Source organism: Streptomyces sp. L2 (assembly GCF_004124325.1).
Classification (GTDB): Bacteria; Actinomycetota; Actinomycetes; order Streptomycetales; family Streptomycetaceae; genus Streptomyces.
This window is the reverse complement of record NZ_QBDT01000001.1, coordinates 4,108,958-4,130,349: the sequence shown is the minus strand read 5'-3', so window position 1 is coordinate 4,130,349 and position 21,392 is coordinate 4,108,958. Positions and strand designations below refer to the sequence as shown.

The following is a 21,392-nucleotide window of genomic DNA, read 5'->3' as shown; positions in this document are numbered from 1 at the left end:
TCTACGAGGGGGAAGGGGCGTACGCCGCATGAGCACCGGAGACGAGCAGGGCTACACCGACAGCCACTCGGGCCAGACGCGTACCCGCCTGCCGGAGAACGACCCCTACGGCGGCGCCCCCCGCCGGGGCCCCCGCCGCTCGTCCCCCCGCAGCCTGGTCACCGTGGTCGGCGTCGTCGTCCTCCTCATCGCCGCGATCGCCTTCGCGAACAGGGGGGGATCGTCCGCCGACGGCTCGTCAGGAGACTCCAGCGCCGCGAACAAGCCTAAGGCGGCCGCGACCGCGGCGACCGGGACACGTCCCGTGGAGACGAAGAGCGGGGGGATCCCGTCGGGGTTCGCGCAGAGTGGGCAGGGTGCCCAAAGTGCGGCGGCGAATTACGCGGTGGTCCTGGTGTCGGCCGACATTCTCAAACCGGTGTGGCGTAACGAGGTCATCAAACAAGTGTTCGTCGCCGACAAGCAGGCGGCACTGGTGGACAAGTTCAACAAGGCGTACGACAAGCAGTTCCTGAGCAGCATCGGCCTGGACCAGAACGGCAACGCGCCTGCCGGGGACACCTATGTCTCCCGCACAGCCCCCCTCGGCACCAAACTCATGGGCTACTCGGATTCCGCGGCCACGGTCGAAGTCTGGTGCACCGGCGTGTTCGGAACCGCCGGCGAGAACACGACGAACCCTGTCACCAGCGACTGGTTCACCATGACCCTGCAGCTGCGCTGGGCGGATGGTGACTGGAAGGTCGACAGCTTCTCGCAGAAGGACGGCCCCGCCCCGGTTCCCGGTGACGACAAGGCATCCAGCGCCGACCAGATGGCAAAGGCCGTCCAGGAGTTCGGAGGCTTCACTTATGCCCGGTAGCCCGCGCCGCGTCCTCAAGCTCACCGCAGCCGTCGGCGCCGCACAGACCGCCGTACTCCTGCTGGCCACGCGAGCCGTCGCCGCCCCCAAACCGTCGTCCAACAAGTGCGACCTCATCGTCGGCCCCGCCAAGCAGTACTGCGAGAGCGACAGCGGAGGCGGCTCCTCCCATAAATCCCTCACCCCCGACACCCCCCTCTCCTCCACCCTCGACCCCCTCTCCTCCCTGGGAAAGGGCTGTGCCGACGCCGCATCCTGGACCATCGGCAAGCTGAGCGACGCCGTGAAGGAGACCGCGAACGTCGACTTCACGAACCACAAGTTCCTCCAGCAGTACGCGGTGGTCTTCGCGGCCTCGACGATCCTCACCCTGCTCCTCTGGCTCCTCGCGGTAGCGAAGCGCGCCGTACGCGGCGTGCCCCTCACCACCGCCATCAGCGAAGCCGTCGGCTTCCTCTGGCTGACCGTCCTCGCCTCCGCCTTCACCCCGCTGATCCTCTACACCGTCGTCTCGGCGACGGACGGCGTCACCGACGTGCTCGCGAAGGCGACCGGCGACCAGACGGACACGTTCTTCGGTACGTTCTCCGGCGCCCTGAGCAAGGGCAACGACATCGGCGGCGGCCCGATCATGCTGATCGTGGTCTCCCTGGTCAGCATCCTCGCCGCCGGCATCCTCTGGCTGGAGCTGGTGATCCGCGCCGCCCTGCTGTACGTCGGCGCGCTGCTCGGCACGGTCGTCTACGCGGGCCTGGTCGACAAGAACCTGTGGGGGCACGTCCGCCGCTGGGCCGGGATCATGATCGCGGTGATCCTCGTCAAACCGGTGATCGTCATCGTGCTGGGCCTGGCCGGCGCCCTGTCCTCGGGCGACGGCCCCGACGCGTTCTCGGCGGTGGTCTCCGGCCTCGCCATCATCCTGCTGGCCATCTTCGCCAGCGCGATGATCTACCGCTTCGTGCCCGGCTTCGGCGACGAGATCGCCGGCTCCCGCAACAACCGCATCATGCAGGGCGCGGAGAGCAAGGCCGCGGCCGTCATCAGCTCGCCCGCCTCCCTCGTCGCCCAGGGCATCAAGACGCACAGCGCCCGCGCCGACAACAACGGCGGCGGGGGCGGAGCCCAGAGCGGCGGCGGTGCCCGGCCCGCCAACCCCCTCTCCGGCGGTGTCGCCGCCCACAGCACCCGCGGGACCGCGCCCGCGCCCGCCGGTGGAGCCGTCCCCTCCGCCGCGCCCGCGCCGCGCGCGCCCAGCCCCGTCAACACCCCGCACGCAAGCAACACCCGCAACACCAACAGCTCGGGAGGTGAAGGGCGTTGACGACCGAGTCCCACCTGTCCCATCCGGTCACGCCCCGCCGTACGTATCTGATCGGCCGGGCCCGCCCGAACGCGATCGTCGGCCGCAACCGCGAGTCCGGCGAGATCGTTCTGATCATCGCGGGCGCGTTCCTCGGCATGATGTGCGGGCTCCTCGTCCCCGTTCTGAGCCTGCGGATCGTGCTGCTCATGGGCTTCCCGCTGCTCGCGCTGGCCGCGGTCTACGTGCCGTACAAGCGCCGCACGTTCTACAAGTGGTTCGAGATCAACCGCTCCTACAAGCGCACCATCAAGGGCAGCGCCGCCGTCTACCGCTCCTCCGTCATGGAGGCCGGCACCAGCCTGGACGGGCGAGAGGTGGAGATCGGGCCGCCGCCCGGCATCGGCAGGATCAACTGGCTCGCCGCCCCGTTCGGGCCCGACGAGATCGCCGTACTCCTGCACGCCGACCGCCGTACGGTCACGGCCGCGATCGAGATCGAGGGGCCGGGCGTCGGCCTGCGCGACTCCGAGGACCAGGAAGCCCTCGTCGACCGCTTCGGCACGCTCCTCAAGCACGTGGCCAACGGCGACGGCTTCGTCACCCGGCTCCAGATGCTCGCCCGCACCCTGCCGGCCGACCCGGACGCGCACGCCAAGGACGTCGCCGTACGCGGAGACGACAAGGCACCCGACTGGCTGGCCCGGTCCTACGACCAGCTCCAGTCGATGGTGTCCACCAGCAGTGAGCAGCACCGCGCGTACCTCGTCGCCTGTATGCACTACAGCCGCGACCTGGCCGCCGAGGCGCACGCCATGGCCCGCGCGGCCCGCCCGCAGGCGGGCCGGAAGCTGGACAAGGACGCGGGGCTCGCCGTCGTCATGGCGCGCGAGCTGACCGACATCTGCTCCCGCCTCCAGGAGGCCGACATCCGGGTCCGCCAGCCCCTCGGCCAGGGCCGGCTGTCCTCCCTCATCCACTCCATGTACGACCCGGACCACCCCATCGACCACATCCAGGCCATGACCAAGCGCAACGCCTGGCCGGCCGAACTGGACGCGCTGGAGCCGACGTACCTCCAGGCCAAGACCCGCGAGTCCAGCACCCGCGCGCCCTGGTGCCACGCCACCGCCTGGGTGAAGGAGTGGCCGATGACCCCAGTCGGCGTCAACTTCCTGGCGCCGCTGCTCGTCCACACCCCCGACGTCATCCGAACGGTCGCCGTGACGATGGATCTCGAACCCACCGAGGTAGCCATCGAACGTATGTTGACCGAGAAGACCAACGACGAGGCCGAGGCATCCCGCGCCGCCAAGATGAACCGGACCGTCGACCCGCGCGACATCGCCGCGCACAACCGGCTCGACCAGCGCGGCGAGGACCTCGCCAGCGGCGCCGCCGGCGTCAACCTGGTCGGCTACATCACCGTGTCCGCCCGCTCCCCCGAGGCCCTGAACCGCGACAAGCGGACGATAAGGGCCTCCGCCGGAAAGTCGTACCTCAAGCTGGAGTGGTGCGACCGTGAGCACCACCGCGCGTTCGTCAACACGCTGCCCTTCGCCACCGGCATCCGGAGGTAGGACCTGATGCGGGATCCGCTGTCCGTCCTCACCGACGCCTTCACGGCCTTCCTGTTCGGCAAGGTCGAGACGACCCGCCTGCCGGTGCGCACCTCCACCGGCCAGGCCCAGGCGGTCTACCTGCCCACCGCCGCCCCCGGCCTCGGCGACTCCGGCGTCATCATCGGCCGCGAGGTGTACTCCGGGAAGGGCTACATCTACGACCCCTTCCAGCTGTACGGCCAGCAGCTCCCCGCCCCGCACTGGCTGGTCCTCGGCGAGTCCGGCAACGGCAAGTCCGCCCTGGAGAAGACGTACGTCCTGCGGCAGCTGCGCTTCCGCGACCGCCAGGTCGTCGTCCTCGACGCACAGGGCGAGGACGGCGTCGGCGAGTGGAACCTGATCGCGGAGGAGCTGGGGATAACCCCCATCCGGCTCGACCCGACGGCCGCCCTGGACCACGGCATCCGCCTCAACCCCCTGGACCCCGCCATCACCACGACGGGCCAGCTGGCGCTGCTGCGCACCATCATCGAGGTGGCGATGGGCCACGGCCTGGACGAGCGCTCCGGCTTCGCCCTCAAGGTCGCCCACTCCTACGTCAACGAGACCATCCTCGACCGCCAGCCCGTCCTCACCGACATCGTCGAGCAGCTACGGCACCCGGAGCCCGAGTCGGCCGAGGCGATGAACGTCGCCATAGACGACGTACGGGCGTGGGGCCTCGACGTCGCCCTCGTCCTGGACCGCCTGGTCGACGGCGACCTGCGCGGCATGTTCGACGGCCCGACGACGGTCGGCATCGACCTGGACGCCCCTCTCATCGTCTTCGACCTCTCCCACATCGACCGCAACTCCATCGCCATGCCGATCCTGATGGCCATCGTCGGCGTCTGGCTGGAGCACACCTGGATCCGCCCCGACCGCAAGAAGCGCATCTTCCTGGTCGAAGAGGCCTGGCACATCATCAACAGCCCCTTCGTGGCCCAGCTGTTCCAGCGGCTGCTGAAGTTCGGGCGCCGGCTCGGCCTGTCCTTCGTCGCCGTCGTCCACCACCTGTCCGACGTCGTCGACGGCGCGGCGGCCAAGGAGGCCGCGGCGATCCTGAAGATGGCCTCCACCAGGACGATCTACGCCCAGAAGGCCGACGAGGCCAGAGCGACCGGCCGGGTGCTGGGCCTGCCCCGATGGGCGGTCGAGATCATCCCCACCCTCACGCCGGGCATCGCGGTCTGGGACGTCAACGGCAACGTCCAGGTCGTCAAACACCTCATCACCGAGACCGAACGGCCCCTCGTCTTCACCGACCGCGCGATGACCGAGTCCTCCAGCGACCGCCTCGCCGCCGCCGACGACGCCCTGCGGGCCGCCGAACTGGAGGCCGAGCAGCGGGCGGCGGCCTTCATGGAGCAGCACATGGAACAGCCTCTCGGCGACTCCGAATCGACGGTGGCGTAGGGGCAGGGGGAGGGTGGCACGGGTGAGACAGGGCACCGGCGACCGCCGGGAGGGCCAGAGCCAGGGCGGCATCCCTGACGGCCTCCTGGTCGGGATACTCGCGTTCCTGATCGGCATGACCCTGCTGGTGTGGTCGGCGACGGGCCTGGCGGCCTGGTTCGCCCACGGCGGCTGGCCGGACGCCGTCACCTTCACCCGCACGCCCCTGGCCATGCGCCACCTCATCGGCGAACCCCACGACCTGCCGGGCGCCTGGCCCGACACCCCACCCGCCCAACTCTCCGGCTGGGGCCTCTTCTGGGGCCTGTTCATCGGCCAACTCATGATCCTCTTCGTCGCGGCCCTGTTCACGATGGGGGCACTGACGAGATGGAGAACGGGGAGGGCACGCCGGGCGTCGGCTACGGCACCTGCCCAGGGCACTGCCGTTGGGCCTGCCCAGGAGACGCCGAGGACTGTCCGGGCACGGGAGCCCCAGCAGGAGGTGCCGGTGACTGCGCGGATGCCCGAGCCCCAGCAAGACGTGGCGGTGGCTGCGCAGGTACCTGAGGCTTCGCATGAGGTGCCCGCGCCTCGGGCGGAGCCTGTGCCGGTGGGGTCGGGTGCGGTTTCGAACGAGGGTGAACGGGTGGGTAGGTGGGAAACCCCCGCGGTCCTCTACGCCGCCGCCCCCGCCGCCCGCCACTCCACCGCCGCCCAGGCCCTCCAGGACGCCCCCGGCCCCGCCCTCGTCGTCACCTCGAACCCCGCCCTCTGGCAGGACACGAAGGACGCCAGAGCCAAACTCGGCCCCACCCTCCTCTACGACCCCACCCACCGCTGCGACACCCCCGCCAGACTCCACTGGTCCCCCACGACCGGCTGCGAGGACAAGCCGACGGCCCTCGCCAGAGCCACCGCCCTTCTCACCCCCGTACAGCCCACCGCCAAGATCGACCAGGCCGTCGCCGACACGGCGATAATCCTCCTGCGCAGCTACCTGCACGCCGCCGCCCTGGAGTCCCGCACCATCCGGCACGTCCACCGCTGGGCACAGGGCACCCAGATCCAGGACGCCGTACGAACCCTCCGCACCCACCCCAAGGCAGCCCCCGGCGCGGCCGGCGAGCTGGAAGCGGCTCTCACCGCGCACCCGGAACGCCGGGACATCGCACAGGAGTTGACCGGACGCGCCCTCGCCGCGCTCTTCACGGTCAACATCCGCGAAGCATGCACTCCCAACCGAACTGATGCCCTTGCCTTGGATTCCTTCGTCCACGAAGGGGGCACGCTTTATGTGGTGGGAGATTCCATCGAGGACCCCAGGACCAACCCCGGCGCGATGCCCCTCCTGACGGCCCTCGTCTCAAGCGTGGTCGAGCACGGCCGGCGCATGGCCGCACGGTCATCCTCCGGTCGGCTCGACCCACCAGTCACCCTCGTCCTCGACGACATCGCCGCGGTGGCCCCCATCCCCCAGCTCCCGGAGCTGCTCGCCACGGGCACCGCCCAGGGCCTGCCGACCCTGGCCCTGCTCCGCTCCCGCGAACAGGCCCGCTCCCGCTGGCCGAACCAGGAACTCCCGGTCTAGGCGGAGGACCTCCAGGCGGCCCGAGGACGCTACGGCATCAGCACGAACTCCAGCTCGTTCTGGGCCTCGTCCGACGCGAGCGGCACACTCACCCCGCTCGGCGCGAACCCGATCTTCCGGTAGGCGCCCTGCGCCCGCGCGTTGTCCTCGTGCACGAGCAGCCGTACCCGCTCGGCCCGCTGCTTCCACGCCCACGCCACACCGGCGTCGAACAGGGACTTGATCAGCCCGTTCCCCCGGTGCTCGGGCCGTACGAACACACCGACCACATGCCCCTGGCGCTGCTCGACGGGAGCCCCGGCCCAGTCGGTCGTCCCCGCCTCCTCGATGAGCACGGTCACCGTGCCGGCCCACGAGCCGTCGGCCGTCTCGGCGACGAACTGCTGCGCGCTGGTGGAGCCCTCACCGGAACCCTTGGCCCGGTCCTGCCAGAAGCCGTCCGGCTGCGACTGGGCGTTCTCGAAGGTCTCCAGGAAGGCGAGGTGCGCGACCGGGTCCCGCAGGGCGTCGAGCCGAAGCTGCTTCACCGCGGTCCACTCGTCGGGCCGTATGGCGCGGATGACGTAGTCATCGCTGGTCAGGGTGCTCATGGAGGAACGGTAGTCCCTGTGGGGCGGCCCCTCCATCTCATATTCGGAGACCGTTGTCGGAGGGCTGTCCTACTGTGGCCGTATGACAACGCTCCCTGACCGACCCCGCACCGCACTGCTCGTGATCGACGTGCAGAAGGGGGTGGTGGCCTCAGCGCACAACCGTGACGGCGTCATCGCGAACATCAGCACCATGGTCGACAAGGCTCGCGCGGCGGACGTACCCGTCATCTGGATCCAGCACTCCGACGACGAGATGAAGGAGGGGACGGAGAACTGGGAGTACGTCCCTGAACTCGTCCGCGACGACGGCGAGCCGCTGGTCCACAAGAACTACCCGGACTCGTTCGAGGACACCCAGCTGGAGTCGGTGCTGGCCGAGCGGGGGATCGGCCGGCTGATGGTCACCGGCGCCCAGACGGACGTCTGCATCCGCTCCACCCTGCACGGCGCCTTCGTCCGCGGCTACGACGCGACGCTGATCGCCGACGCCCACACCACGGAGGATCTCAGCCAGTACGGCGCCCCGTCCCCGGACCTGGTGATCGCGCACACCAACCTGTACTGGAAATGGCACGAGGCCCCGGGCCGCAAGGCCGGCACAGTGGACACGGCAGAGGTGACGTTCTGAGACGTTTCCCCGAATCCCCTGAAACGCAGAAAACCCCCGCATCTTTCGATGCGGGGGTTTTCTTAAAGTTTGTTCGGCGGTGTCCTACTCTCCCACAGGGTCCCCCCTGCAGTACCATCGGCGCTGTGAGGCTTAGCTTCCGGGTTCGGAATGTAACCGGGCGTTTCCCTCACGCTATGACCACCGAAACACTATGAAACTGTGAACGCCACACCATGCCGGTAAAGGCATGGGGCTGTTCGTGGTTTCAGAACCAACACAGTGAACGCGAGCGTCTGAGGACAAGCCCTCGGCCTATTAGTACCAGTCAACTCCACACCTCACGGTGCTTCCATATCTGGCCTATCAACCCAGTCGTCTACTGGGAGCCTTACCCCATCAAGTGGGTGGGAGTCCTCATCTCGAAGCAGGCTTCCCGCTTAGATGCTTTCAGCGGTTATCCCTCCCGAACGTAGCCAACCAGCCATGCCCTTGGCAGAACAACTGGCACACCAGAGGTTCGTCCGTCCCGGTCCTCTCGTACTAGGGACAGCCCTTCTCAAGACTCCTACGCGCACAGCGGATAGGGACCGAACTGTCTCACGACGTTCTAAACCCAGCTCGCGTACCGCTTTAATGGGCGAACAGCCCAACCCTTGGGACCGACTCCAGCCCCAGGATGCGACGAGCCGACATCGAGGTGCCAAACCATCCCGTCGATATGGACTCTTGGGGAAGATCAGCCTGTTATCCCCGGGGTACCTTTTATCCGTTGAGCGACGGCGCTTCCACAAGCCACCGCCGGATCACTAGTCCCGACTTTCGTCCCTGCTCGACCCGTCGGTCTCACAGTCAAGCTCCCTTGTGCACTTACACTCAACACCTGATTGCCAACCAGGCTGAGGGAACCTTTGGGCGCCTCCGTTACTCTTTAGGAGGCAACCGCCCCAGTTAAACTACCCATCAGACACTGTCCCTGATCCGGATCACGGACCCAGGTTAGACATCCAGCACGACCAGACTGGTATTTCAACGACGACTCCACCCACACTGGCGTGTGAACTTCAAAGTCTCCCAGCTATCCTACACAAGCCGAACCGAACACCAATATCAAACTGTAGTAAAGGTCCCGGGGTCTTTCCGTCCTGCTGCGCGAAACGAGCATCTTTACTCGTAGTGCAATTTCACCGGGCCTATGGTTGAGACAGTCGAGAAGTCGTTACGCCATTCGTGCAGGTCGGAACTTACCCGACAAGGAATTTCGCTACCTTAGGATGGTTATAGTTACCACCGCCGTTTACTGGCGCTTAAGTTCTCAGCTTCGCCCACCCGAAAGTGAGCTAACCGGTCCCCTTAACGTTCCAGCACCGGGCAGGCGTCAGTCCGTATACATCGCCTTACGGCTTCGCACGGACCTGTGTTTTTAGTAAACAGTCGCTTCTCGCTGGTCTCTGCGGCCACCCCCAGCTCGGAGTGCAAGACTCGTCACCGGATGTGGCCCCCCTTCTCCCGAAGTTACGGGGGCATTTTGCCGAGTTCCTTAACCATAGTTCACCCGAACGCCTCGGTATTCTCTACCTGACCACCTGAGTCGGTTTAGGGTACGGGCCGCCATGAAACTCGCTAGAGGCTTTTCTCGACAGCATAGGATCATCCACTTCACCACAATCGGCTCGGCATCAGGTCTCACCCTGCATGAGTGGCGGATTTGCCTACCACTCGGGCTACACCCTTACCCCGGGACAACCACCGCCCGGGATGGACTACCTTCCTGCGTCACCCCATCACTCACCTACTAACCGCTTGGTTCAGCGGCTCCACCACTCCCCATCACTCCGAAGAGATCAAGGGCGGCTTCACGGCCTTAGCATCACGATGCTCGATGTTTGACGCTTCACAGCGGGTACCGGAATATCAACCGGTTATCCATCGACTACGCCTGTCGGCCTCGCCTTAGGTCCCGACTTACCCTGGGCAGATCAGCTTGACCCAGGAACCCTTAGTCAATCGGCGCAAACGTTTCTCACGTTTGTATCGCTACTCATGCCTGCATTCTCACTCGTCAACCGTCCACAACTACCTTCCGGTGCTGCTTCACCCGGCAGACGACGCTCCCCTACCCATCACAGCCGCCGTTGGGCGTATATGCTGCAATGACACGACTTCGGCGGTACGCTTGAGCCCCGCTACATTGTCGGCGCGGAATCACTAGACCAGTGAGCTATTACGCACTCTTTCAAGGGTGGCTGCTTCTAAGCCAACCTCCTGGTTGTCTCTGCGACTCCACATCCTTTCCCACTTAGCGTACGCTTAGGGGCCTTAGTCGATGCTCTGGGCTGTTTCCCTCTCGACCATGGAGCTTATCCCCCACAGTCTCACTGCCGCGCTCTCACTTACCGGCATTCGGAGTTTGGCTAAGGTCAGTAACCCGGTAGGGCCCATCGCCTATCCAGTGCTCTACCTCCGGCAAGAAACACACGACGCTGCACCTAAATGCATTTCGGGGAGAACCAGCTATCACGGAGTTTGATTGGCCTTTCACCCCTAACCACAGGTCATCCCCCAGGTTTTCAACCCTGGTGGGTTCGGTCCTCCACGAAGTCTTACCTCCGCTTCAACCTGCCCATGGCTAGATCACTCCGCTTCGGGTCTTGAGCGTGCTACTCAGTGTCTAATTAAAGACGGCGCCCTGTTCGGACTCGCTTTCGCTACGGCTTCCCCACCCGGGTTAACCTCGCAACACACCGCAAACTCGCAGGCTCATTCTTCAAAAGGCACGCAGTCACGAGAATGTGCAAGCACATTCCGACGCTCCCACGGCTTGTAGGCACACGGTTTCAGGTACTATTTCACTCCGCTCCCGCGGTACTTTTCACCATTCCCTCACGGTACTATCCGCTATCGGTCACCAGGGAATATTTAGGCTTAGCGGGTGGTCCCGCCAGATTCACACGGGATTTCTCGGGCCCCGTGCTACTTGGGTGTCTCTCAAACGAGCCGCTGACGTTTCGACTACGGGGGTCTTACCCTCTACGCCGGACCTTTCGCATGTCCTTCGCCTACATCAACGGTTTCTGACTCGTCCTGCCGCCGGCAGACGACAGAAGAGAGATCCCACAACCCCGCACGCGCAACCCCTGCCGGGTCTCACACGCATACGGTTTGGCCTCATCCGGTTTCGCTCGCCACTACTCCCGGAATCACGGTTGTTTTCTCTTCCTGAGGGTACTGAGATGTTTCACTTCCCCTCGTTCCCTCCACACTGCCTATGTGTTCAGCAGTGGGTGACAGCCCATGACGACTGCCGGGTTTCCCCATTCGGAAACCCCCGGATCAAAGCCTGGTTGACGACTCCCCGGGGACTATCGCGGCCTCCCACGTCCTTCATCGGTTCCTGGTGCCAAGGCATCCACCGTGCGCCCTTAAAAACTTGGCCACAGATGCTCGCGTCCACTGTGCAGTTCTCAAACAACGACCAGCCACCCATCACCCCGAACTCTTACGGTTCGAGTGCACTGGGGCCGGCAGCTGAAGGCAGCCGTATCGGCCGTACCTTCAGATACCCAACAGCGTGCCCGGCACCGTCCGTCCGTTCCCTCTGTGTTCCACGCCGAAGCAGTACTAGCAGGAGAATTTCAGGACCGGTGCCGAATAATCAACGTTCCACCCATGAGCAACCGTGCAAGACATTTGCTTGCAGTCGGCTATGTGCTCCTTAGAAAGGAGGTGATCCAGCCGCACCTTCCGGTACGGCTACCTTGTTACGACTTCGTCCCAATCGCCAGTCCCACCTTCGACAGCTCCCTCCCACAAGGGGTTGGGCCACCGGCTTCGGGTGTTACCGACTTTCGTGACGTGACGGGCGGTGTGTACAAGGCCCGGGAACGTATTCACCGCAGCAATGCTGATCTGCGATTACTAGCGACTCCGACTTCATGGGGTCGAGTTGCAGACCCCAATCCGAACTGAGACCGGCTTTTTGAGATTCGCTCCACCTCACGGTATCGCAGCTCATTGTACCGGCCATTGTAGCACGTGTGCAGCCCAAGACATAAGGGGCATGATGACTTGACGTCGTCCCCACCTTCCTCCGAGTTGACCCCGGCGGTCTCCTGTGAGTCCCCATCACCCCGAAGGGCATGCTGGCAACACAGAACAAGGGTTGCGCTCGTTGCGGGACTTAACCCAACATCTCACGACACGAGCTGACGACAGCCATGCACCACCTGTATACCGACCACAAGGGGGCACCCATCTCTGGATGTTTCCGGTATATGTCAAGCCTTGGTAAGGTTCTTCGCGTTGCGTCGAATTAAGCCACATGCTCCGCCGCTTGTGCGGGCCCCCGTCAATTCCTTTGAGTTTTAGCCTTGCGGCCGTACTCCCCAGGCGGGGAACTTAATGCGTTAGCTGCGGCACCGACGACGTGGAATGTCGCCAACACCTAGTTCCCACCGTTTACGGCGTGGACTACCAGGGTATCTAATCCTGTTCGCTCCCCACGCTTTCGCTCCTCAGCGTCAGTAATGGCCCAGAGATCCGCCTTCGCCACCGGTGTTCCTCCTGATATCTGCGCATTTCACCGCTACACCAGGAATTCCGATCTCCCCTACCACACTCTAGCTAGCCCGTATCGACTGCAGACCCGAGGTTAAGCCTCGGGCTTTCACAATCGACGTGACAAGCCGCCTACGAGCTCTTTACGCCCAATAATTCCGGACAACGCTTGCGCCCTACGTATTACCGCGGCTGCTGGCACGTAGTTAGCCGGCGCTTCTTCTGCAGGTACCGTCACTTTCGCTTCTTCCCTGCTGAAAGAGGTTTACAACCCGAAGGCCGTCATCCCTCACGCGGCGTCGCTGCATCAGGCTTTCGCCCATTGTGCAATATTCCCCACTGCTGCCTCCCGTAGGAGTCTGGGCCGTGTCTCAGTCCCAGTGTGGCCGGTCGCCCTCTCAGGCCGGCTACCCGTCGTCGCCTTGGTGAGCCACTACCTCACCAACAAGCTGATAGGCCGCGGGCTCATCCTTCACCGCCGGAGCTTTCCAAGTTCGAAGATGCCTCCGAACCTCGTATCCGGTATTAGACCCCGTTTCCAGGGCTTGTCCCAGAGTGAAGGGCAGATTGCCCACGTGTTACTCACCCGTTCGCCACTAATCCCCTCCCGAAGGAGGTTCATCGTTCGACTTGCATGTGTTAAGCACGCCGCCAGCGTTCGTCCTGAGCCAGGATCAAACTCTCCGTGAATGTTTACTCGGCCAGAAAATTAATTCAGCCGGTGAGCACCACGAGAGCGGAACAGTCGGAGGAATGATCCGACCGTTCACAGCATCCTCGCTGTGTATTTCAAAGGAACCTCGTCCCGGTCGTGATGACCGGAGACGGGGTATCAACATATCTGGCGTTGATTTTTGGCACGCTGTTGAGTTCTCAAGGAACGGTCGCTTCCTTTGTACTCACCCGAGAGACTCTCTCGCGGCTTTCCTCCGGGCGCTTCCCTTCGGTCTTGCGTTTCCGACTCTATCAGATCTTTCCGATCCGATTTCCTCGGTGCTTTCCAGGTTTCCGCTCTCGCGGTTTCCTTTCCGGCGGTTCCGACTCTATCAGATCCTTTCGGGCCTGACCCCCAGTCAGCGGGGCTTGTCTTCGCGACTGTTGGGCCGTTCCGACGTCTCAAACCTTAGCGGATCCGGCCGACGATTCCCAATCGGGCCGCCGGCTCCCTATTCGAATTGAATTCGGGCACGCCGAAATCAATCCCGTCGGGAGATCGTGCTGATGGTGTGAGGTGCCGCTCGATGCGGCGGAGGTGTTGCCGGAGAACCGTTACGGCTCGGCGGCAACCCGGAGAACTCTACGGATCAGGCAGAGGCGTGTCAAGCATCCCCTGTCAAGATCTTTTCGCTGGCTCAGTCCAGGTCGCTGAGCCGCCCGCCGGCGTCCGGCTGGGCGTGCTCGACGCGGCGCAGGAGCCTGGTCAGGACCTCGCCGAGGACCGCGCGCTCGGCGGGGGTCAGGTCCTGGAGCAGGTCCTCCTCGAAGACGGTCGCCAGGCGCATCGCCTCCAGCCACTTCTCGCGGCCCTCCGGGGTCAGCTCGACGATGACCCTGACCCGGTTGGACTCGTCGCGCTCACGAGTGACGAGGCCCTCCGTGACCATGCGGTCGATGCGGTGCGTCATGGCGGCGGGCGTGAGGCCGAGCCGCTTGGCGAGGTCGCTGGGACCCAGGCGGTAGGGGGCGCCGGACAGCACAAGGGCCTTGAGCACCTCCCACTCGGCGTTGCTGATGCCGAGGTCGGCGGTCTGACGGCCGTACGCGACGTTCATACGGCGGTTCAGGCGGGACAGCGCCGACACGATCTTCTCGACCTGGGGGTCGAGGTCCTGGAACTCGCGCTGGTAGGCGGCGATCTGTTCTTCGAGCGTCGGCTCCGTGACGCCGGGGGTCTCGGCCATGGCCGAAGTATCGCATGCGGCGACTTTGCCTTGAAGTCCTTCGGTGTGTACTCTTTAGCTTCGAACTTTAGCTTTGAAGTCTTCACTCCTAAGGCTTCACTACTCACTTGTGGAAGAGGTGAACGTGACCAGGGCGATGGGCGCAGCGATGCGCCGGATCCACGTGGGCAACGCACTCAGCGCTTTCGGGCTCGGCTTCACGGTCCCCTACCTGTACGTCTACGTGGCGCAGGTGCGGGGGCTGGGGGCCATGACGGCGGGACTGGTTCTCGCCGTCTTCGCCGTGGCCGCGCTGATCGTGCTGCCGTTCGCCGGCCGGGCGATCGTGCGGCGCGGCCCCCTGCCGGTCCTGCTCGCCGCCCTGGTCCTGGCCGCACTGGGTGCGCTGAGCCTGGGGCTCGCGGGGAACGCCGTGGCGGTGCTGCTGTCGGCGGCGGCGCTGGGGGCCGGGCAGGCCGTGATGCAGCCCGCGCTCGCGACGATGATCGTGGACTGCTCGTCGGCGGACACCCGGTCGCGGGCGTTCGCGACGCAGTTCTTCCTGCAGAACCTGGGCCTGGGCGTGGGCGGGCTCATAGGCGGCCACCTCGTCGACACGACGCGGGTCTCCTCCTTCACGCTGCTGTTCGCGATCGAGGCGGCGATGTTCCTGGTGCTGGTCGTCGTGATGTCGACGGTGCGGATGCCGCACTCGCCGCGGATCGAGGACGCGCCGGCCGGGTCGGCGGCGAAGGGCGGCTGGAAGCGGCTGCTCGGCAACCGGGCGATGGTGCAGCTCTGTGTGCTCGGCTTCGTGCTGTTCTTCGCGTGCTACGGCCAGTTCGAGTCGGGTCTGAGCGCGTACGGGGTCGAGGCGGCCGGGATATCGACGTCCGCGCTGGGGACGGCGCTGGCGGCGAACACGATGATGATCGTGGTCGCGCAGTTCGCGGTGCTGAAGTTCGTCGAGCGGCGGCGTCGGTCGCGGGTGATCGCCGGTGTGGGACTGATCTGGGCGGTGGCCTGGGTGACCGCGGGGTACGCGGGGCTCGGGCACGGCAGCCAGGAGATGGCGACGGCGGCGTTCGTGTCGACGTACGCGTTGTTCGGGCTGGGTGAGGCGATGTTGTCTCCGACGGTCGCGCCGTTGGTGGCGGATCTGGCGCCGGAGGGGCTGGCCGGGCAGTACAACTCGGTGTTCGCGCTGGTCAAGCAGTTGGCGTTGGCCGTGGGGCCGGCGGTGGGGGGTCCGCTGGCGGCATCCCTGCACGGGCCGTACGTCGTGACGTTCCTGCTGGTGTCGCTGGGCATCAGCGCGCTCGCGATACGCCTCGGGCGGCACCTGTCCCCGGCCCAGGACAGGCCCTGGCACCACCGCACCCGCGTGATCGCCCGAGGCCCGGCACCAGAACCGGTCACCGCGGAGGCGTAGGCACCCGGTGCCGGTGCCGACCGGGGGTGGGAACGCTTACCGGCGCTGCCAAGGTGCCGCTGCGCCCACCCGTGCCGCCCTTAGCGGCACGCATGCCCGCAGCTACGACGAGCCCCTCAAGGGGCGCGGGGAACTGTGCGAGCGACCACGACGGTGCCGCAGCCGGGGACGGACCCAGCGGGGCAGCGCCCCGACAGGGGCGCGGGGAACTGCGCGACAAGCCACGACGGGCCCGCGGCCGAGCAGGGATCCGCGCCCGGGGTGGTCAAGCTCTCGGCAGGAGGAACTCGCACCAGACGGCCTTGCCGCCGCCAGGCGTCCTGCGGGAACCCCAGTGGGTGGCGATCGTGGCGACGATGGCGATCCCGCGCCCGGACTCGTCGGCCGGTTCCGCCTGCCGGCGCCGGGGCAGATGATCGTTGCCGTCGGTCACCTCAATGATCAGACGGCGATCGGTGCGGCGGAGCCGCAACCGCATGGGCGGCGTCCCGTGCTGAAGCGAGTTGGCGACCAGCTCACTCGCGGCCAGCACCCCCAGATCGTGGAGTTCGGCGGGGAACCGCCAGCTGGTCAGCACGCCGGAGGCGAACGCCCGCGCGCGCGGCGCCGCCTCCACCCCGCCGAGGAGTTCCAGCGCCGCGTTGCGGAACAGCTCGCCCTCGGGGCCGGTCCGCGCGGGATGCTGCAGGACGAGGACGGCGACGTCGTCGTCGTGGTCGGCGGTGACGCCGGCCGAGCGGACGAGCCGGTCGCAGACGACCTGCGGGCTCCCCGTCGCCCCCGACAGGGCCCGCTCCAGCGCCGCGATGCCCTCGTCCAGGTCCTCGTTGCGGCGTTCGACGAGGCCGTCGGTGTAGAGGACCGCCGTCGCGCCGGGGCCGAGGGGGATCGAGCCGGACGCGTGCATCCAGCCCCCGGTGCCGAGCGGCGGCCCGGTGGGCTCGTCGGCGCGCCGGACCGTGCCGTTCTCGTCGCGGACGAGGATCGGGAGGTGGCCGGCGGAGGCGTACACCAGGCGGCCCTCGTTGGGGTCGTGGATGGCGTACGCGCAGGTGGCGATCTGGTTGGCGTCGATCTCGGTGGCGAGGCCGTCGAGGAGCTGGAGCACCTCGTGCGGGGGCAGGTCGAGGCGGGCGTACGCGCGGACCGCCGTACGGAGCTGGCCCATGACCGCGGCGGCGCGCACCCCGCGGCCCATGACGTCGCCGATGACGAGCGCGGTGCGGCCGCCGCCGAGGGTGATGACGTCGTACCAGTCGCCGCCGACCGCGGCCTCGGTGCCGCCGGGCTGGTAGGTCGCGGCGATGCGCAGGTCGTCGGGTTGTTCCAGTTCCTGCGGGAGCAGGGAGCGCTGGAGGGTGACCGCCGTCTCGCGCTGGCGGCGCTCGCTGGCGCGCAGGCGTTCGGCGGCCTCGGCGTGGTCGGTGACGTCGGTGGCGAAGACGAGCACCGCCCCGCCCCCGGCCCGGTCCCCGCTGTCGCCGGCGCCGCCCGTGCCGCCCGTGCCGCCCGTGCCGTCGGCGGCGGGGGTGCAGGTGAAGGTGTAGGAGCGGCCGTCGACGGCCTTGCGGGACTTCAGGGTGCGCGGCTTGCCGCTGCGCAGCACCTGGTCGAGCAGCGGCAGCAGACCGAGTTCGGCGAGTTCGGGGAGCGCCTCGCGGGCCGGCGCGCCCAGGTGCCGTACGCCGAAGGCCGCCGTGTAGGCGTCGTTGACGTAGGCGATGCGGTGGTCGGGGCCGTGGACGAGGGCGACCAGGGCGGGTACGCGGTCGAGGACGTCGCGCGCGGGCAGCTGGTCGACGGCCGGACCGGCCGGCAGGGTGCCGATGGCGGTGCCGGTGCCGGCGCCCTGGTCGATATCGATGTCGGTCAGCTTTTCGACGCGGGCCGCGGGTACCGAGCCTTCTCCCCGCCGGTCCGCAGGGACCGCCTGCTCGTCGGTCCGCGCGGCGGCGCGGCGCTGTGTTCCGGGGAGCCGGGCGCTCCAGCGCGTGAAGTTCACAGTGGGGAAAGCCTCGTGGGTGCTGAGGAACGGGCGGGTGCCCGTCCAAGGTCGTGGGGCAGTCTGGCAGGTGCGGGCCGCGGCGGCATCCGTCAGACGCCTCAGCGGGCCGTGGAGTTCCGCGGTCCGGTCAGGACGACCCCTTCGGGTCGTCCGAGGGGCTGTGAGGAGGCTTTCCACCGGCCGCGAGTTCGAACTCCGCTCGGGGATGTTCGAGTGAGCCGAGCGAGACGATCTCCCGTTTGAACAGCCCGGCGAGGGTCCATTCGGCGAGGACGCGGGCCTTGCGGTTGAAGGTGGGCACCCTGCTGAGGTGGTAGACGCGGTGCATGAACCACGCAGGGTAGCCCTTCAGCTTGCGGCCGTAGACCTGGGCGACGCCCTTGTGCAGGCCGAGGGAGGCGACGGAGCCGACGTATTTGTGCGCGTACGTCTCCAGGGGCTCGCCGCGCAGTGCGTGGGCGATGTTGTCGCCGAGGACCTTGGCCTGGCGGACGGCGTGCTGCGCGTTGGGCGCGGTCAGCGTGCCGGGCTCGGTGGCGGTGACGTCGGGGACGGCGGCGGCGTCGCCGGCGGCCCAGGCGTGCGCGGCGCCGTCGACGGTGAGTTCGGCGGTGCACTTCAGCCGGCCGTGGTCGGTGAGCGGCAGGTCGGTGGCGGCGAGCAGGGGGTGCGGTTTGACGCCGGCGGTCCACACGACCGTACGGGTCGGGAAGCGGCGGCCGTCGCTGAGGACGGCGACCCGGTCGACGCAGGACTCCAGGCGGGTGCCGAGGAGGACCTGGATGTTGCGGCGGCGCAGTTCGGTGACGGTGTAGCGGCCCATCTCCTCGCCGACCTCGGGGAGGATGCGGTCGGCGGCCTCCACGAGGATCCAGTTCAGGTCCTCGGGGCGGAGGTTGTGGTAGTAGCGGGCGGTGTAGCGGGCCATGTCCTCCAGTTCGCCGAGCGCCTCCACGCCGGCGTAGCCGCCGCCGACGAACACGAAGGTGAGGGCTGCGTCGCGGATCGCGGGGTCGCGGGTGGAGGAGGCGATGTCCATCTGCTCGATGACGTGGTTGCGCAGGCCGATGGCCTCTTCGACGGTCTTGAAGCCGATGCCGTGCTCGGCGAGGCCGGGGACGGGCAGGGTGCGGGAGATCGAGCCGGGGGCGAGGACGAGTTCGTCGTAGGTGATCAGCTCGGTGGCCCGGCCCTCCTCCTCGGTGGCGAGTGTCTTGAGGGCGGCGGTGCGCACCGCGTGGTCGATGGAGGTCACCTCGCCGACGATGATGTGGCACTGGTCCAGCACGCGGCGCAGCGGTACGACGACATGGCGGGGGGAGATCGAACCGGCGGCCGCTTCGGGAAGGAACGGCTGGTACGTCATATAGGGGTCGGGAGTGACGACAGTGATGTCGACGGTGCCCTGCCTGAGCTCGTTCTTCAGCGTCCGTTGCAGCCGCAGCGCCGTGTACATCCCGACGTAGCCGCCACCGACAACGAGAATGCGCGCACGTTCCTTCACCATCCCATGACGCACCCGTCTCTGGTGTTTGTCCACAGCCCCGGCAATTTGTGTGACCGGCGAGCGTGTGTGCGTGTGGCCGGGCGGGGCGCCGGGGGTGGACGAAAGGGGGCAGGTCAGCGGGGGCGGACGAGGGGGAGCGAAGGTGTGGAATCGGGACGTACCTGCCCCGTACTCCGATCGGGGGGCGCTCTGTGCGGAACCTCCCCCTTCTGAATTGACCCCCTCTCAACTATGTTCGTGTGTCGACGGGGTGTAGGGAATGTGGTCGAACGGGTTCGCGACGGGCGGATCCGCTCGGGACCGATGCCGCTTTCCGCGCATCCCTGATTCAGTGACGGGGAGTCTCCGGGGGGAGACGTCATGTACCGGGGGAAACACATGCATGTTCAGGACACGACGCATTGGGCATCCGCGACGGCGACGGCGGCCATGGTGAGCGACGGCGGCGGCCGGGCGGTGCACGCCGCGGATGTCGCCTCGGCGGGAGTCGCCGGGGCGGGTGTCGCCTCGGCGGGGAACGGGCGCGCGGACGCGCGGACGACGCCGCTGCGGGTGGACGCACAGCGCAATCTGGAGCACGTGCTGCGTGCGGCGCGTGAGGTGTTCGGCGAGCTGGGATACGGCGCGCCGATGGAGGATGTGGCGCGGCGCGCCCGGGTGGGTGTCGGCACGGTGTACCGGCGCTTCCCGAGCAAGGACGTCCTCGTACGGCGGATAGCCGAGGAGGAGACCGCACGGCTGACCGAGCAGGCGCGGGCGGCGCTGGGGCAGGAGGACGAGCCGTGGTCGGCGCTGTCCCGGTTCCTGCGGACGTCGGTGGCGTCGGGGGCGGGGCGGTTGCTGCCGCCGCAGGTGCTGCGGGTCGGTGTCGCCGAGGCGGAGCCCGAGGTGGGCGCCGAGGCCGGGGCCGAGGAGGCTCGGGTGCCGGCGCAGCGGTCGCAGCCGGGGGCTTCCGGGGCGGCCGAGTTGCGGCTGGTGCCGGAGCCTTCGGTGCTCGGCGCGGAACTGGGCGGGGAGGCCGAGGACAGCGGGGTCGCCGCGCTGCTCGACGTGGTCGGGCAGTTGGTCGACCGGGCTCGGGGCGCGGGGGCGTTGCGGGCGGACGTGTCCGTGGCCGACGTGCTGCTCGTGATCGCCACGGCGGCGCCCTCCCTGCCGGATGCGGCGCAGCAGGCGGCGGCGTCCGGACGGCTCCTGGACATCCTCCTGGAGGGCCTGCGGTCCCGGCCCGCCTGACGCCGGCCCGCCTTCGGCGGGATTCTGTTTCCCACCCGCACCACCCGTGCAAATTCGCGGTCGGGTGCGGGTGGCCCCTGTGGGGCGCAATCACCGTCGGCGGCTGCCGGCTCGGGGACGGCGGCATCTCGGCGGCTGCCAAATCCGGGACGGCGGCCTGTCGGCGTGGCGAGCCCGTGGGGCGGTTGCGGCTCTCACGGTTGGGTGCGGGTGGCCCCTGCCGGGCGCGAACGCCGTCGGCGGCCGCCGGCTCGGGGACGGCGGTCCGTCGGCGACCGCGTGCCCATGGGACGGTTGCGATGCGACGTTCACGGGCGGGTGCGGGGACCCCCGTGGTGCGGGAGCGGCGTTGGCGGCTGCCTGCTTCGGGCGGAGGGTCCTCGTTCGAGTGGGTTTCCGTACTGGGCGGGGTGCGGGTCCTCGGATGAGTGGATGCGGGTGGGAGTGGGGGTCCCGGGGGAGGGGGATGTGGCAGGCTGAGCCGTGATGGGTTGGGCTGGGCCGGTGTCGGGGGCTTTCCGGGATGGGCGTTGACGAGTCACACGGCGAGGGTGAGGCATCCGGGCTGGGGTCGCCGCAGGTGCCCAGCCAGGGCGGACGCGGACCGTCCCGTGGACCGGGCTCCGGCGGTGCCCGGGAGCGTGCCGATGGCCACGGTTCCTCCAGTGAGCAGGATTCCGCCGACGGCCGTGCCGTCTCCGGTCAGCGGGGTCCCGCGGACGACCGGCGTCCTTCGGGTGAGCAGGGTCCTGCGAGTGACCAGCGCCCCTTCGGCCAGCGGGGGCCAGCCGATGACCAACCTTCCTTCGGTCCAGGCGGCTCCGGG

The 21,392-nt window shown here is 67.5% G+C and carries 13 protein-coding genes and 3 rRNA genes; 8 read left to right on the top strand and 8 right to left on the bottom strand.

The genetic code is table 11. From position 1 onward, the window contains the following. Positions 1-28: 28 nt before the first annotated feature. The 5 genes from DBP14_RS18280 to DBP14_RS18260 are packed head-to-tail and all read left to right on the top strand — an operon-like array spanning position 29 to position 6,749. Positions 29-862, top strand: coding sequence for a hypothetical protein (locus DBP14_RS18280; RefSeq protein WP_129308245.1), 834 nt, complete (start codon positions 29-31; stop codon positions 860-862). Further along, entirely contained in the window at positions 852-2,183 is a 1,332-nt protein-coding gene (locus DBP14_RS18275) for a hypothetical protein (RefSeq protein ID WP_129308244.1), read from the top strand. Before DBP14_RS18280 ends, DBP14_RS18275 begins: the two co-directional genes overlap by 11 nt. After that, positions 2,180-3,742: an SCO6880 family protein gene (locus tag DBP14_RS18270; RefSeq protein ID WP_129308243.1), complete on the top strand. Its 1,563-nt coding sequence runs from the start codon at positions 2,180-2,182 to the stop codon at positions 3,740-3,742. The genes DBP14_RS18275 and DBP14_RS18270 overlap by 4 nt, the downstream gene beginning before the upstream one ends. A 6-nt stretch (positions 3,743-3,748) precedes the next feature. Further along, entirely contained in the window at positions 3,749-5,179 is a 1,431-nt protein-coding gene (locus DBP14_RS18265; RefSeq protein ID WP_129308242.1) for an ATP-binding protein, read from the top strand. Positions 5,180-5,201: 22 nt separating this feature from the next. Next, complete coding sequence (locus tag DBP14_RS18260; RefSeq protein WP_129308241.1) at positions 5,202-6,749, top strand: type IV secretory system conjugative DNA transfer family protein; 1,548 nt, start codon at positions 5,202-5,204, stop codon at positions 6,747-6,749. A gap of 29 nt (positions 6,750-6,778) precedes the next feature. On the opposite strand, the gene DBP14_RS18255 is transcribed toward DBP14_RS18260, so the two are convergent. Further along, positions 6,779-7,339 carry a GNAT family N-acetyltransferase gene (locus DBP14_RS18255; RefSeq protein WP_206739290.1) on the bottom strand — a complete coding sequence of 187 codons (561 nt, stop codon included), beginning with the start codon at positions 7,337-7,339 and terminating at the stop codon, positions 6,779-6,781. 82 nt (positions 7,340-7,421) lie between these two features. On the opposite strand from DBP14_RS18255, the gene DBP14_RS18250 reads away from it, so the two are divergent. Next, positions 7,422-7,970 carry an isochorismatase family protein gene (locus tag DBP14_RS18250; protein WP_129308240.1) on the top strand — a complete coding sequence of 183 codons (549 nt, stop codon included), beginning with the start codon at positions 7,422-7,424 and terminating at the stop codon, positions 7,968-7,970. 71 nt (positions 7,971-8,041) lie between these two features. On the opposite strand, the gene rrf is transcribed toward DBP14_RS18250, so the two are convergent. The 4 genes from rrf to DBP14_RS18225 all read right to left on the bottom strand — a co-directional run bounded on the left by rrf (position 8,042) and on the right by DBP14_RS18225 (position 14,407). Then, positions 8,042-8,158, bottom strand: a 5S ribosomal RNA gene (gene rrf / locus DBP14_RS18245). An 89-nt stretch (positions 8,159-8,247) separates the two neighbouring features. Beyond that, positions 8,248-11,385 (bottom strand): 23S ribosomal RNA (locus tag DBP14_RS18240). A 283-nt stretch (positions 11,386-11,668) separates the two neighbouring features. Beyond that, positions 11,669-13,196: ribosomal RNA gene (locus DBP14_RS18235) — 16S ribosomal RNA — on the bottom strand. The 16S, 23S and 5S rRNA genes sit together here, the layout of an rRNA operon. Before the next feature lie 662 nt (positions 13,197-13,858). Continuing rightward, entirely contained in the window at positions 13,859-14,407 is a 549-nt protein-coding gene (locus DBP14_RS18225) for a MarR family transcriptional regulator (protein ID WP_129308239.1), read from the bottom strand. Between the two features lie 148 nt (positions 14,408-14,555). Here DBP14_RS18225 and DBP14_RS18220 point away from each other — a divergent pair, with 148 nt between their 5' ends. After that, positions 14,556-15,818, top strand: a complete 1,263-nt coding sequence (locus DBP14_RS18220; RefSeq protein ID WP_206739455.1) for an MFS transporter — start codon at positions 14,556-14,558, stop codon at positions 15,816-15,818. Positions 15,819-16,083: 265 nt separating this feature from the next. Here DBP14_RS18220 and DBP14_RS18215 read toward each other — a convergent pair whose 3' ends face one another. Together DBP14_RS18215 and DBP14_RS18210 are read right to left on the bottom strand one after the other, a co-directional pair. After that, positions 16,084-17,820 carry a SpoIIE family protein phosphatase gene (locus DBP14_RS18215; RefSeq protein ID WP_129308237.1) on the bottom strand — a complete coding sequence of 579 codons (1,737 nt, stop codon included), beginning with the start codon at positions 17,818-17,820 and terminating at the stop codon, positions 16,084-16,086. A 130-nt stretch (positions 17,821-17,950) separates the two neighbouring features. Next, a complete protein-coding gene (locus tag DBP14_RS18210; protein WP_129308236.1) occupies positions 17,951-19,330 on the bottom strand; it encodes an NAD(P)/FAD-dependent oxidoreductase in 1,380 nt (459 codons plus the stop codon). 378 nt (positions 19,331-19,708) lie between these two features. Between DBP14_RS18210 and DBP14_RS18205 the strand changes: the two genes are divergently transcribed. After that, complete coding sequence (locus DBP14_RS18205; RefSeq protein WP_129308235.1) at positions 19,709-20,566, top strand: helix-turn-helix domain-containing protein; 858 nt, start codon at positions 19,709-19,711, stop codon at positions 20,564-20,566. Positions 20,567-21,104: 538 nt separating this feature from the next. Here DBP14_RS18205 and DBP14_RS36105 read toward each other — a convergent pair. Continuing rightward, positions 21,105-21,365, bottom strand: a complete 261-nt coding sequence (locus DBP14_RS36105) for a hypothetical protein (protein WP_164992352.1) — start codon at positions 21,363-21,365, stop codon at positions 21,105-21,107. Between the last annotated feature and the right edge of the window lie 27 nt (positions 21,366-21,392).

Excerpts from the sequence above, each read along its gene's own strand:
- DBP14_RS18280 (WP_129308245.1), top strand. The coding sequence starts at position 29 with ATGAGCACCGGAGACGAGCAGGGCTACACCGACAGCCACTCGGGCCAG.
- DBP14_RS18275 (WP_129308244.1), top strand. The coding sequence starts at position 852 with ATGCCCGGTAGCCCGCGCCGCGTCCTCAAGCTCACCGCAGCCGTCGGC.
- DBP14_RS18265 (WP_129308242.1), top strand. The coding sequence starts at position 3,749 with ATGCGGGATCCGCTGTCCGTCCTCACCGACGCCTTCACGGCCTTCCTG.
- DBP14_RS18255 (WP_206739290.1), bottom strand. The coding sequence starts at position 7,339 with ATGAGCACCCTGACCAGCGATGACTACGTCATCCGCGCCATACGGCCC.
- DBP14_RS18250 (WP_129308240.1), top strand. The coding sequence starts at position 7,422 with ATGACAACGCTCCCTGACCGACCCCGCACCGCACTGCTCGTGATCGAC.
- DBP14_RS18225 (WP_129308239.1), bottom strand. The coding sequence starts at position 14,407 with ATGGCCGAGACCCCCGGCGTCACGGAGCCGACGCTCGAAGAACAGATC.
- DBP14_RS18220 (WP_206739455.1), top strand. The coding sequence starts at position 14,556 with ATGCGCCGGATCCACGTGGGCAACGCACTCAGCGCTTTCGGGCTCGGC.
- DBP14_RS18210 (WP_129308236.1), bottom strand. The coding sequence starts at position 19,330 with ATGGTGAAGGAACGTGCGCGCATTCTCGTTGTCGGTGGCGGCTACGTC.
- DBP14_RS18205 (WP_129308235.1), top strand. The coding sequence starts at position 19,709 with ATGCATGTTCAGGACACGACGCATTGGGCATCCGCGACGGCGACGGCG.